The organism is Agromyces sp. GXQ0307 (assembly GCF_044769845.1).
Classification (GTDB): Bacteria; Actinomycetota; Actinomycetes; order Actinomycetales; family Microbacteriaceae; genus Agromyces.
Genome location: NZ_JBIZVY010000001.1, coordinates 535,964 through 548,081, shown reverse-complemented (window position 1 = coordinate 548,081; position 12,118 = coordinate 535,964). Strand labels below are relative to the sequence as shown.

The 12,118-nt window shown below is 71.9% G+C and carries 11 protein-coding genes; 8 read left to right on the top strand and 3 right to left on the bottom strand.

The window, feature by feature from the left end; translation table 11 throughout:
- Positions 1 to 2 precede the first annotated feature (2 nt).
- Positions 3 to 377: a TraR/DksA family transcriptional regulator gene (locus ACIQH8_RS02520; protein ID WP_400994370.1), complete on the bottom strand. Its 375-nt coding sequence runs from the start codon at positions 375 to 377 to the stop codon at positions 3 to 5.
- 192 nt (positions 378 to 569) lie between these two features.
- Here ACIQH8_RS02520 and ACIQH8_RS02515 point away from each other — a divergent pair, with 192 nt between their 5' ends.
- The 5 genes from ACIQH8_RS02515 to ACIQH8_RS02495 all read left to right on the top strand — a co-directional run bounded on the left by ACIQH8_RS02515 (position 570) and on the right by ACIQH8_RS02495 (position 6,606).
- A complete protein-coding gene (locus ACIQH8_RS02515; protein ID WP_400994368.1) occupies positions 570 to 2,972 on the top strand; it encodes a DNA polymerase III subunit gamma and tau in 2,403 nt (800 codons plus the stop codon).
- 3 nt (positions 2,973 to 2,975) lie between these two features.
- Positions 2,976 to 3,572 carry a recombination mediator RecR gene (gene recR / locus ACIQH8_RS02510; RefSeq protein ID WP_166548388.1) on the top strand — a complete coding sequence of 199 codons (597 nt, stop codon included), beginning with the start codon at positions 2,976 to 2,978 and terminating at the stop codon, positions 3,570 to 3,572.
- 62 nt (positions 3,573 to 3,634) lie between these two features.
- The gene (locus tag ACIQH8_RS02505; protein ID WP_400994365.1) at positions 3,635 to 3,988 is read left to right on the top strand and encodes a nuclear transport factor 2 family protein; all 354 of its coding nucleotides are present in this window, start codon (positions 3,635 to 3,637) and stop codon (positions 3,986 to 3,988) included.
- A 123-nt stretch (positions 3,989 to 4,111) separates the two neighbouring features.
- Positions 4,112 to 5,386 (top strand): aspartate kinase, encoded by a 1,275-nt coding sequence (locus ACIQH8_RS02500; RefSeq protein ID WP_400994364.1) that lies wholly within the window; start codon positions 4,112 to 4,114, stop codon positions 5,384 to 5,386.
- 164 nt (positions 5,387 to 5,550) lie between these two features.
- Positions 5,551 to 6,606: an aspartate-semialdehyde dehydrogenase gene (locus ACIQH8_RS02495; protein WP_400994362.1), complete on the top strand. Its 1,056-nt coding sequence runs from the start codon at positions 5,551 to 5,553 to the stop codon at positions 6,604 to 6,606.
- 165 nt (positions 6,607 to 6,771) lie between these two features.
- On the opposite strand, the gene ACIQH8_RS02490 is transcribed toward ACIQH8_RS02495, so the two are convergent.
- Positions 6,772 to 7,392 (bottom strand): MerR family transcriptional regulator, encoded by a 621-nt coding sequence (locus tag ACIQH8_RS02490; RefSeq protein WP_400994360.1) that lies wholly within the window; start codon positions 7,390 to 7,392, stop codon positions 6,772 to 6,774.
- Between the two features lie 60 nt (positions 7,393 to 7,452).
- On the opposite strand from ACIQH8_RS02490, the gene ACIQH8_RS02485 reads away from it, so the two are divergent.
- From ACIQH8_RS02485 to ACIQH8_RS02475, 3 genes are all read left to right on the top strand, one after another.
- Entirely contained in the window at positions 7,453 to 7,899 is a 447-nt protein-coding gene (locus ACIQH8_RS02485; protein ID WP_400994358.1) for a hypothetical protein, read from the top strand.
- An 85-nt stretch (positions 7,900 to 7,984) separates the two neighbouring features.
- A complete protein-coding gene (locus ACIQH8_RS02480) occupies positions 7,985 to 9,463 on the top strand; it encodes a malate:quinone oxidoreductase (protein ID WP_400994356.1) in 1,479 nt (492 codons plus the stop codon).
- Positions 9,464 to 9,783: 320 nt separating this feature from the next.
- Positions 9,784 to 11,592: an ATP-binding cassette domain-containing protein gene (locus tag ACIQH8_RS02475; protein ID WP_400994353.1), complete on the top strand. Its 1,809-nt coding sequence runs from the start codon at positions 9,784 to 9,786 to the stop codon at positions 11,590 to 11,592.
- Here the strand turns inward: ACIQH8_RS02475 and ACIQH8_RS02470 are convergent.
- Positions 11,540 to 12,031 carry a VanZ family protein gene (locus tag ACIQH8_RS02470; protein ID WP_400994351.1) on the bottom strand — a complete coding sequence of 164 codons (492 nt, stop codon included), beginning with the start codon at positions 12,029 to 12,031 and terminating at the stop codon, positions 11,540 to 11,542. The two genes, ACIQH8_RS02475 and ACIQH8_RS02470, sit on opposite strands and share 53 nt — an antisense overlap.
- Between the last annotated feature and the right edge of the window lie 87 nt (positions 12,032 to 12,118).

Genomic DNA, 12,118 nt, shown 5'->3' with positions numbered 1-12,118 from the left:
CGTCAGTGCACGAGCCGCGCGCAGTCGATGCAGCGCGTCGCGGTCGGCCGCGCCTCGAGGCGAGCGACGGTGATCTTCTCGCCGCAGCGCTCGCAGACGCCGTAGGTGCCGTCGTCGATGCGGGCGAGGGCCTGGTCGATGTCGGCGAGCTCGTGCTCGACGTCGTGCAGCACGGCGGTGCGCTGCGACCACTCCTGGCTCATCGTCGGCCCGTCGGGGTCGTGCTCGTCGTCGATCGACGTGTCGGATCTGGCTTCGCGGACCGCGGTAATCCCCTCGCTCTGCTCGGCGAGGCGCTCCTCGGCCTCTCGCCGTTCCGCGAGCAGGAGCTCTCGGAACCGCTCGAGCTGCGCCGCTGTGCTGACCCCCGTCGTCACGTGACCACCTCCGTCGTCGTGCACCGGGACGGAGCGTCCGCGCCGGTGCGGTCCACCGATCCTATGCCCGTCCGCCGACATCGCGGCCGGGTCGAACGGCCCGGCGCGCCACGCCCGGGCATCGACGGAGCATCCACCGGCATCGACGGGCGGTCCGGCGGACGTGTCGGAGGCCGCGACTACCATTGACGCGTGGTCACCGCCCTCTATCGCCGCTACCGGCCCGAGACCTTCGCCGAGATGATCGGCCAGTCGCAGGTCACCGAGCCGCTCATGACGGCGCTCCGCACCGATCGGGTGAACCACGCGTACCTCTTCTCGGGGCCGCGCGGCTGCGGCAAGACGACCTCGGCGCGCATTCTCGCGCGGTGCCTGAACTGTGCCGAGGGGCCGACCGACACTCCCTGCGGCGTCTGCCCCAGCTGCGTCGAGCTGTCGCGAGCGGGCGGCGGGTCGCTCGACGTCGTCGAGATCGACGCGGCAAGCCACAACGGCGTCGACGATGCGCGCGACCTGCGCGAGCGCGCCGTCTTCGCGCCGGCGCGCGACCGGTACAAGATCTTCATCCTCGACGAGGCGCACATGGTGACGCCGCAGGGCTTCAACGCGCTGCTGAAGCTCGTCGAAGAACCGCCCGAGCACGTGAAGTTCATCTTCGCGACGACCGAGCCCGACAAGGTGCTCGGCACGATCCGTTCGCGCACGCATCACTACCCGTTCCGGCTCGTGCCGCCCGCGCCGATGCTCGACTACGTGCAGAAGCTCTGCGACGACGAGGGAGTGCAGGTCGAGCCCGGCGTGCTCTCGCTCGTCGTCCGCGCCGGCGGCGGCTCGCCGCGAGACACGCTGTCGCTGCTCGACCAGCTCATCGCCGGGTCCGAGGGGGCCACGGTCGGCTACGAGCGCGCGGTCGCACTGCTCGGCTACACGCACGGCGCCCTGCTCGACGACGTCGTCGAGGCGGTCGGGGCCGCCGACGCGGCGCGCGCGTTCGCCGCGGCCGACCGCGTCATGCAGACCGGGCAGGACCCGCGCCGCTTCGTGGAGGACCTGCTCGAGCGGCTGCGCGACCTCATCGTCGTCGCCGCGACGACGCCGGAGGCTGCGGCCGCGGTGCTGCGCGGCGTCCCCGCAGACGAACTCGCGCGCATGGCGACCCAGGCGTCGGTGTTCGGCGCCGCCGAGCTGTCGCGCGTCGCCGATCTCGTCAACCAGACCCTCACCGAGATGACGGGAGCGACCTCCCCTCGGCTGCACCTCGAGCTCATGCTCGCCCGCGTGCTCGTGCCCTCGAGCGACGAGACCGAGCGCGGTGCGCTGGCGCGCGTCGAGCGTCTCGAGCGTCGCGTGGGGGTGACGGATGCGGCGGGCGACGCGCCTGCGGTCGGCTCGGCCGCCCCCGCCGCCCGTGTCCCCGTCGCCGCTCCGCCCGCGGGGGCGCCGACGCCGGCGCCCGAGCCCGCCGCCGCATCGCCCGATGAAGCGCCATCCGCTGAGCGACCCACGACCGGCCGTACCGCATCCGCCACGCCACCGACGTGGGAGACGCCGTCGGAGCAGGCGGCCACGACCCCCGCTCCGGCGGCGGCCTCGTCGCCATCCGAGCCTGCAGCCGCAGGTCCTGCGCCGTCGACCGCTCCGCCGACGCCCGTCCGCCCGGTCGGTCCGGTGACGGTCGAGCAGATGCGCGACGCCTGGCCCGAGGTGCTCTCGTCGCTGCAGCGCACCAAGCGGAGCGCGTGGATGGTCGCGTTCACCGCGCAGGTGCTCGAGTACCGCGACGACGACGTGCTCGTCCTCGGCTTCCCCAGCGAGTCGGACATGGGCAGCTTCCGCTCGGGCCCGCCCGGGCAGAGCGTCGGCGACCTCCTGCGCGCAGCGATCATCGAGGTGCTCGGCGTGCGCGTGAAGTTCCTCGCCCGTGTCGTGGCCGCCGGCGGCGGAGCGGATCGCGGCCCGTCGGCCTCGCCCGCGTCGACGTCGCGCGACGGTGGGCCGGCTCGGTCGACTCCGGCGTCGCCGTCGTCCGAGCCCGCACCGCGTGCGTCGGGTCCGGCAGGCGGGGCGACGTCGCTGCCGTCCGCACCCGGGCGACGCGAGGCCGCACGACCGGCCGACGCGAGCCCGGTCGCCTCCAGCGGGCCGGTCGACTCGTGGGCGACCGTCGCCATCCCGGCGTCGGACCCGACCGTGACGGCACCGGCCGCCGAGCCCGGCGCGACCTCCGGTTCGGTGGCGAGCTCGGCGGCGCGCACGGCGATCGCAGAGCGGCCGACGTCCCCCGAGCGCGCGTCGGCTCCTGCTCCTGCGATCGATGACGACGTGCCGCCCCTCGACGACGCTGACGCGCCTCCGCTCGAGCCCGAGCCCGACGACGCGCCCGGACCCGAGGCCGACGTACGCCCGGACCGGGTCGCCCGGGCACCATCCCGTGACGGCGGGCGGAAGCCGGCCTCCCGTCCCGTCCAGGCAGCGCCCGCCGGATCCGCACCGCCCATCCAGCGCTACGGCGAGGCGGTCGTGCGCGACCTGCTCGGCGCCACCTTCCTCGAAGAGGTCGACGCGCCGCAGGCCCGATTCGGCGAGCGGGGGTAGCGCGTGTACGAGGGCATCGTCCAGGAACTCATCGACGAACTCGGCCGGCTCCCGGGCATCGGTCCGAAGTCGGCGCAGCGCATCGCGTTCCACATCGTCCAGACGGAGCAGTTCGACGTCTCCCGCCTCGCCGAGATCCTGATCGAGGTGCGCGACAAGGTGAAGTTCTGCGAGATCTGCGGCAACGTCGCCGAGCAGTCGACCTGCTCGATCTGCCGTGACCCGCGCCGCGACGCGAGCCTCATCTGCGTCGTCGAAGAGGCGAAGGACGTCGTCGCCATCGAGCGCACGCGCGAGTTCCGCGGGCTCTACCACGTGCTCGGCGGCGCCATCAGTCCGATCGACGGCATCGGCCCCGACGAGCTCCGCATCCGCCAGCTCATGCAGCGCCTCGCCGACGGAACGGTCTCCGAGGTCATCATCGCGACCGACCCCAACCTCGAGGGCGAGGCGACCGCGACCTACCTCAGCCGCCTCCTCACGACCCTCGAGATCCGCGTCACCCGCCTCGCCTCCGGCCTCCCGGTCGGCGGCGACCTCGAGTACGCCGACGAGGTCACCCTCGGCCGCGCGTTCGAGGGCCGCCGCGTCGTCGGCTGACCCGGTCGTCGGGCCCGCGCCATCCGTTGACGATGTCGGCCGGTGCCAGTAGAACGGACCCCATGAGCGCAGGCACAGAGTGGGTCGCCGGGTACGTCAGGGCGTGGGAGTCGAACGATGCCGACGACATCGCGGCCCTCTTCACCGATGACGCCGTCTACGAGTTCAGCCCCGACGACCCCGACGCGCTCCGCGGTCGCGAGGCGATCATTGCCGGCTGGCTCGACTCGCGCGACGAGCCCGGCGACTGGCACTTCGACTGGGAGGTGCTCACCGAAACCGCCGACCTCGTCGTCGTGCAGGGTCGCACCGACTACCCGGCGGCCAAGCTCTACGACAACCTCTGGGTGATCCGGATGACGTCCGACGGCCGCGCCACGCGGTTCACCGAGTGGTACATGGAACGCGACCGCTGACGCCCGCGCAGCCGCGGCAGCGCGCCGTCACATGGCGGGCCGCGTATGCACCCCGCCGTATGATGGACCTTCCGGTAACCGGGTGAACGTTTCCCCGGTCCAGACACCCCCGGGAGTGCCCACGTGAGCTTGATCGTGCAGAAATACGGCGGATCGTCCGTCGCCGACGCGGAGAGCATCAAGCGGGTCGCCAAGCGCATCGTCGAGACGCGCAAGGCGGGCAACGCCGTGGTCGTCGCGGTCTCCGCGATGGGCGACACGACCGACGAGCTCATGGACCTCGCCAACGAGGTCACCCCGATCCAGGCGCCCCGCGAGCTCGACATGCTGCTCTCGTCGGGCGAGCGCATCTCGATGGCACTGCTCGCAATGGCGATCAAGAGCCTCGGCCACGACGCCCGCTCGTTCACGGGCAGCCAGGCCGGCATGATCACGGATGCCACGCATGGCGCCGCGCGCATCGTCGAGGTCACTCCGGTGCGCCTGCGCGAGGCGCTCGACGAGGGCGCGGTCGTCATCGTCGCCGGGTTCCAGGGCTTCAGTCGCGAGTCGCGCGACATCACCACGCTCGGCCGCGGCGGCAGCGACACCACGGCGGTCGCGCTCGCCGCCGCCCTGGGTGCCGACGTCTGCGAGATCTACACCGACGTCGACGGCGTGTTCACGTCCGACCCGCGCGTCGTGAAGAAGGCGCACAAGCTCGACCGCATCACGAGCGAGGAGATGCTCGAGCTCGCCGGTTCCGGCGCCAAAGTGCTCCACATCCGTGCCGTCGAGTACGCGCGCCGTCACGGTGTGAAGCTGCATGTGCGCTCGTCGTTCAACAACAGCGAGGGGACGATCGTCTACGACCCCGAGCGCCTTCCCGAAGGAGAAGCTGTGGAAGAGTCCGTCATCGCCGGTGTGGCCGTCGACCTCGGGCAGGTCAAGATCACGGTCGTCGGGGTGCCCGACGTGCCGGGCGCGGCCGCCAAGATCTTCAAGATCGTCGCGCGGACCGACGCGAACGTCGACATGATCGTCCAGAACGTCTCCGCCGCGTCGACCGGCCGCACCGACATCTCGTTCACGGTGCCGAAGTCGGACGGCGAGAAGGCGCTGAAGGCCCTCTCGGACGCGCAGGACTCGCTCGGGTTCGAGTCGCTGCAGTACGACGACCAGATCGGCAAGCTCTCGCTCGTCGGCGCCGCGATGCGGTCGGCGGCCGGCATCTCGGCGCGGCTGTTCGAAGCCCTGTACGAGGCCGGCATCAACATCGAGATGATCTCGACCTCCGAGATCCGCATCTCGGTGGTCACGCGCGCCGACAGCGTCAATGCGGCGGCCCGCGCGGTGCACACGGCCTTCGACCTCGACGGCGACGACGACGCGGTCGTCTACGCCGGCACCGGTCGCTGACGCGCTGAACCGAGCGGATGTCGCGGCGCGCCGCGCACGCTGCATCCGTCACTGACTGCCGGTTTACAGGAGAACCCTGCCATTACAGGACGATCAGCCCGATCGGCTCCTGTACACCGCGGGATCTCCTGCACACTGGATTCCACGAGAGGAAGCACGAGCACATGAGCACTGGAGTGAACATCGGCGTCGTCGGCGCCACCGGACAGGTCGGCGCGGTCGTGCGCCGCCTCCTCGAGGAGCGCGACTTCCCGGTTGCGTCGATCCGCTACTTCGCGTCGGCCCGCTCCGCGGGTACGACCCTGCCGTTCAAGGGCGAGGAGATCGTCGTCGAGGACGCCTCGACCGCCGACCCGACGGGCCTCGACATCGCGATCTTCTCCGCGGGCGCGACGCTCTCGAAGGCGCAGGCCCCGCGGTTCGCGGCCGCCGGCGTCACGGTCATCGACAACTCGAGCGGCTGGCGCATGGACCCCGAGGTGCCGCTGGTCGTCAGCGAGGTGAACCCGCACGCCATCGACGAGGCGAAGAAGGGCATCATCGCGAACCCGAACTGCACGACGATGGCCGCGATGCCGGTGCTCAAGGTGCTGCACGACGAGGCCGGCCTCGAGCGCCTCATGGTCTCGACCTACCAGGCCGTCTCGGGCGCGGGCCTCGCGGGCGGCGAGGAGCTGCTCGAGCAGGCGAAGGCCGCCGTCGCGCAGGATGCGATCGGCCTCGTCCACGACGGCGGCGCCGTGACGATGCCCGACCCGCAGAAGTTCCCGCGGCCGATCGCGTTCGACGTGATCCCGCTCGCCGGCTCGATCGTCGAAGACGGCGACCTCGAGACCGATGAAGAGAAGAAGCTCCGCAACGAGAGCCGCAAGATCCTCGAGCTGCCTGGCCTGCGCGTCGCGGGCACGTGCGTGCGCGTGCCGGTGTTCACCGGCCACTCGCTGTCGATCCACGCCGAGTTCGCGAACGACATCACGCCCGAGCGCGCGACCGAGCTGCTGGCGGATGCCCCGGGCGTCGCGCTCAGCGACATCCCCACGCCGCTGCAGGCCGCGGGCACCGACCCGAGCTACGTCGGCCGCATCCGCCAGGACCAGTCGGCCCCCGAGGGCAAGGGCCTCGTGCTCTTCGTCTCGAACGACAACCTCCGCAAGGGCGCCGCGCTGAACGCGGTGCAGATCGCCGAGCTCGTCGCAGCGAAGCTGCCGGCGTCGGTCTGACCCGACCCGCCTCCGAGACCCGGCCGTCGCGACGACGGCCGGGTCTCGTCGTATTAGGGCGGATGCCGCGCCCGGCCCGGACGCGATGTCGAGCGAGGGCGGATGCCGCGTGCCGCACCTGGCCGGGCGCGATATCGAGCGAGGGCGGATGCCGCGAGCCGCGCCTCAGTCCGAAAGGTCGAGCCGTGCCGCGAGGTCCTGGTGCGCGAGCCGCCGCAGCGCGAGGATGACCGGTTCGTACAGCGCCGTGCCGAGCACCGTGTACTCGATCGCGGCGCGCGGATCCGCCGGCATCCGCTCGAGGTCGTAGGCCGCGAGTTCACGGAGCGAGCGGCCGTACGCGAGCAGCCGCTCGTCGCTCATCGGCAGCCCGGCATCCTCGGCGGCCGCGAGCGCCGTCTCGAGCTGCGCGACCGCGGGGAAGCGGGGGTCGTACACCTGCCCGAGCGCCTCGAGTGCGGCGCGGGCGCGCGGGTACGGGTCGGGATCGGCTGCCGATGGCGGCAGCGTGGGCGGAGGGAGGGCGCCGACGGCGCGGCCGAGGGTCGAGTAGAGGTCGTCGCCGGGTTCGTCGATGAGGGTCAGGATGGCGCGCGCCTGCTGCACGCTCAGCCCGACCGGGCCCGTGAGTGCCCGGATGAGCCGCAGTCGGCGCACGTGCGAGTCGTCGTAGGTCGCCTGCGTGGCGGAGGTCGCGACGCCCGGGTGCAGGAGCCCCTCGCGCAGGTAGAACTTGATCGTCGCGACGGCGACGCCCGAGGCGTCGGCGAGTCCGGAGATGCGCATGCGAACCCCTTGCTTTGGATAGCGATGCTCTCTAATATTGGAGAGTCAGACTATCTAATCATGCCATCGAACCCGGAGGGTCGCGCCATGCCGTCGCCGATCGACCTCATCCTCATCGGAGCGCTCCTGCTCGCGCTCGTCACCGTCGAGAGTGGCGGATGGTTCCTCACCCGCGTCGTCCGCGGTCTCGCGCCCGCGAACCCGCTGCAGCAGTCGTTCTTCCGAGCCGGGCACGCGCACGCCGCCGTGCTCATCGTGCTCTCGGTCGCGATCCTCGCCGTGCTGCCGTACGCGGCCCTCGCCGACGGCTGGCTGTGGATCGCGAGGCTCGGCGTCCCCATCGCGGCGATCCTCATGCCGGCGGGGTTCTTCCTCTCCGTGCTCGGTCGCGACCCGCAGAGGCCTGGCCGCGCCATCCTGCTGCTCTGGATCGGCGCCGCCTCGCTCACGATCGGTCTCGTCACGGCCGGGGTCGGGATCATCGCGGGTGGCGTGCAGGCGCTCTGATCACGCGACCGGGCTGGTCAGCGCGTACATCCGGCGGAGACGCGGTGGTCATCGCGTCCATCCGACCGCCCATACACTGGAACGCGTGAATTCCGAGGAAACCGTCGACGTCGTCTTGATCGGCGGGGGCATCATGAGCGCCACGCTCGGCTCCCTGATCTCGAGGCTGCAGCCCGACTGGAGCATCCGGCTCTACGAGCGCCTCGGTCGCGTCGCCCAGGAATCCTCGAACCCGTGGAACAACGCGGGCACCGGCCACGCCGCGCTCTGCGAGCTCAATTACATGCCCGAGGCCGCCGACGGCACCGTCAGCGCCGAGAAGGCCGTCTCGATCAACGAGCAGTTCCAGGTCAGCCGTCAGTTCTGGGCGCACCTCGTCGAGACGGGCGCACTGCCCGACCCGAGCACGTTCATCAACTCGACGCCGCACATGACGTTCGTCCGCGGCCGGTCGAACATCGAGTACCTGAAGAAGCGCGTCGACGCGCTCGAGGGCGAACCGCTGTTCGCCGGCATGGAGTACTCGGAGGACCTCGACACGATCGCCGAGTGGGCGCCGCTCCTCGCCAAGAAGCGCAACCCGAAGGCGAAGATCGCCGCGACCCGCATCGAATCGGGCACCGACGTCGACTACGGCGCGCTCACCGTGCAGCTGCTCCGTGACATCGAGTCGCGCGGCGCAGAGATCCGCACCGACCACCAGGTCACCTGGCTCAAGCGCCAGAAGGACGGCACCTGGAAGCTGAAGATCCGCAACCTCGTCGGCAACACTCCCGAGACCGTGCGCGCGCGATTCGTGTTCGTCGGCGCGGGCGGCGGCGCGCTCGCGCTGCTGCAGCACTCGGGCATCCCCGAGATCAAGGGCTACGGCGGGTTCCCGATCTCGGGCCAGTTCCTCCGCACCACGAACCCGAAGCTCGTCGCCCAGCACCAGGCGAAGGTCTACGGCAAGGCCGCCGTCGGCGCCCCGCCGATGTCGGTCCCCCACCTCGACACGCGCGTCGTCGACGGTGAGACGTCGCTGCTGTTCGGCCCGTACGCGGGCTTCACGCCGAAGTTCCTCAAGACGAGCACGTGGTTCGACCTGCCGTTCTCGATCCGCCTGCACAACCTCGTCCCGATGCTCCAGGTGGGCCTGCGCAACTTCGACCTCGTGCGCTACCTCGTCTCCGAGCTGCTCGCCTCGCGCGACAAGAAGATGAAGGCGCTCCGCGAGTTCATGCCGACCGCGAAGTCGGAGGACTGGGAGCTCATCACCGCCGGCCAGCGTGTGCAGGTCATGAAGAAGGACCCGAAGAAGGGCGGCGTGCTCCAGTTCGGCACCGAGGTGATCAGCGGTGCCGACGGCTCGATCGCCGGCCTCCTCGGCGCCTCGCCGGGTGCCTCGACCGCGGTGCCGATCATGCTCGAGGTCATGCAGAAGTGCTTCCCCGAGCACATGGCCGACTGGGAGCCGAAGATCCGCGAGATGATCCCGTCGTACGGCGCCACGCTCTCCGACGACCCGGATGCCGCGGCGGCCTCGCTCGCCAGGACCGCGGCCGCGCTGCAGATCACGGCGTGATCCGAACAGCGGATGCCGCGGCATCCGCTCTTCTCAAGCGCCTCGAGTTCTGCTACCCTCGACCGCGCTATGAAGTGAGTACATCCCACCGTCCCGCGCCCGAGGCGCCGTCGACACCGGGGTGTGCGCTCCAGCACTGATCGCGACCGTGTTCGCGCACGCCCTGACGACGGCACATGCCCGGCGGGATCCACCTCGCTCCCGGGCCGTCGGCGCCGCTCTCGCGCGACGACCGCCGGTCGACGCGTCGTCCGTGCTCGCCGAAGCGCGCGGGCGCCTGCCGACGGTCCGGGGGCACCTCGCGAAGGGATTCCTTCCGCATGTCTGCCACTGTCACCCATTCCACCCACCTCCGCGGCGACGGGCTCTCCGTCGCGTTCGGCGATCGTCGTGTCGTCTCCGACCTCGGCCTCGCGGTCGCCCCGGGCCATCGCCTGGGACTCATCGGCGAGAACGGCGCCGGCAAGTCGACCCTCCTCCGCCTGCTCGCCGGGGCGGACCTTCCCGGTGCCGCCGTGCAGGGCCGTATCGTGCGGCCGCAGCGGACCGGGCTGCTCCGGCAGGAACTGCCGTTCGCGCCGGACGATCGCGTCGACGACGTGATCGAGGCGGCGATCGCCGAGGTCCGGGCGATCGAGCGTGAGCTCGACGACGCAGCGCATGCGCTCGGCGGCGGCGACGCCGACGAGCGCGTCGACGTCCCGCCCGACCTCGCGGCCGAACGCTACGCGCGCGCCCTCGAGGCGGCGGAGCGCGCCGACGTCTGGTCGGTCGAGCGGCGGCGCGATGAGCTGCTCGACGGGCTCGGCATCGGCGGCCTCGGCCTCGGACGCCGGATCGACGAGCTGTCGGGCGGTCAGCGCAGCCGGTTCGCGCTCGCCGCGCTCCTCCTGTCGGCGCCCGAGGCTCTGCTGCTCGACGAGCCGACGAACCACCTCGACGACGATGCCGCGGCCTTCCTCGAGGAGCGGCTTCGCGCCTGGCGGGGACCGGTCGCGTTCGCGAGCCACGACCGCGAGTTCCTCGACCGGGTCGCCACCGGCCTGCTCGACCTCGATCCGGGACGCGGCGGCGCCGTCGCGCTCGCCCGCGCAGGCTCGGGTGTGCCGGGCTCAGGCGATCGGGACGGCGCGCTCGCGGCATCCGCCGGTACCGCCTTCGGCGGCTCGTTCACCGAGTACCTCGCCGTCCGGGCAGCGGAGCGCGAGCGCTGGCGTCGCCAGTACGAGGACGAGCAGTCGGAGCTCACGCGGCTCCGCCTGGTGGTCGCCGAGCGCGCGCGGAACGTCGCCCACGGCCGAGCGGCCACCGACAACGACAAGTTCCTCAAGCACTTCAAGCGCGAGAACGTCGAGCAGGCGGTCTCGCGGCGGGTGCGGAACGCCGAGCTCCGGCTCGACGACCTCGAGCGGACGCAGGTGGCCCGTCCGCCTGCACCGCTCGCCTTCTCGGGCATCCCCACGGGTGCGACCGCGCCGGCCGAGGATGCGGGGCCGCTCCTGCACCTGACGGACGTGTCGGTGCGCGGTCGTCTCGACGTCCCGGCACTCCGGGTCACGCCGGGCACACGGCTGCTCGTGACCGGGGCGAACGGGGCGGGCAAGTCGACGCTCCTCGCGGTGCTCGCCGGGCGCCTCGGCGTGGATGACGGCACCGTGCATCGACGGCGTGGCCTCCGCGTCGGCCTGCTCGAGCAGGACGTGCGGTTCGCCGACCCGGATGCCTCGCCGCGCGCGATCTATGCGCGCACCCTGGGGGAGCGGCGCGCCGAACGGGTCCCGCTCGACGGGCTCGGACTCTTCGCGCCGCGCGACCTGGATCGCCCGGTCGGGCGGCTCTCGGTCGGTCAGCAGCGTCGACTCGCACTCGCGCTCGTGATCGCCGCGCCGCCGCACGTGTTCCTCCTCGACGAGCCGACGAATCACCTCTCGCTCGCCCTCGCGGGCGAGCTCGAGGACGCGCTCGGCGGGTTCCCCGGCGCAGTGGTCGTCGCCAGTCACGACCGATGGCTGCGGCGACGCTGGCTGGGGGAGGAGCTCGAGCTCGGCGCGCGCCGCGGCGCTGCGGCGTCCGTCGTCACGTCGTCGGAGCGCGCTCCGGCGGGCGCCGTGCCGCGAGGACCACGATGAGCGCGCCGATGCCCGCGCCGATCCCGTTCGCGACCACATCGCGGAGGTCGTACGTGCGCTCGGGGAGGTAGCGCGCCTGGGCGATCTCGGCGGCGAGGCTCGCGGCCGATGCGAGCAGCGTCGCCGAGATCACCAGGTGCAGGCGCTGGCGACGGAACCACGCCGCCCACAGCGCGCCGAACGGCAGGAAGAGGACGGCGTTCAGACCGCTCTGCACCAGGGGGTAGCGGATGCCCGCCGGCATCCCCATCCGCGCCAGGAGGTCGATGATCCCGTCGACTCGGATGAGCCCGCCCTCGCCGTCGACGTGCACGGGCCAGAAGAGCACCGTCCACAGGCCGATGCCGTATCCGATGCCGACGACGGTCAGCACGACCCGCCGCCACGCGAGCGCGCGGCGCGACGGGCCGCGGTGCTCGTGATCCGACGTCCGGGACATCGCCACAGCGTAGCCCGGAGACGTCGCGTCGACGTGTCCTCTCGCGGTGCGCCCGCTTGCGACGGATTCGAACATGTGTTCGAATGA

What these genes read in the sequence shown, in the direction of transcription:
- ACIQH8_RS02475 (WP_400994353.1), top strand. Translation starts at nt 9,784, where the DNA reads ATGTCTGCCACTGTCACCCATTCCACCCACCTCCGCGGCGACGGGCTC.
- ACIQH8_RS02505 (WP_400994365.1), top strand. Translation starts at nt 3,635, where the DNA reads ATGAGCGCAGGCACAGAGTGGGTCGCCGGGTACGTCAGGGCGTGGGAG.
- ACIQH8_RS02495 (WP_400994362.1), top strand. Translation starts at nt 5,551, where the DNA reads ATGAGCACTGGAGTGAACATCGGCGTCGTCGGCGCCACCGGACAGGTC.
- ACIQH8_RS02485 (WP_400994358.1), top strand. Translation starts at nt 7,453, where the DNA reads ATGCCATCGAACCCGGAGGGTCGCGCCATGCCGTCGCCGATCGACCTC.
- ACIQH8_RS02470 (WP_400994351.1), bottom strand. Translation starts at nt 12,031, where the DNA reads ATGTCCCGGACGTCGGATCACGAGCACCGCGGCCCGTCGCGCCGCGCG.
- ACIQH8_RS02490 (WP_400994360.1), bottom strand. Translation starts at nt 7,392, where the DNA reads ATGCGCATCTCCGGACTCGCCGACGCCTCGGGCGTCGCCGTCGCGACG.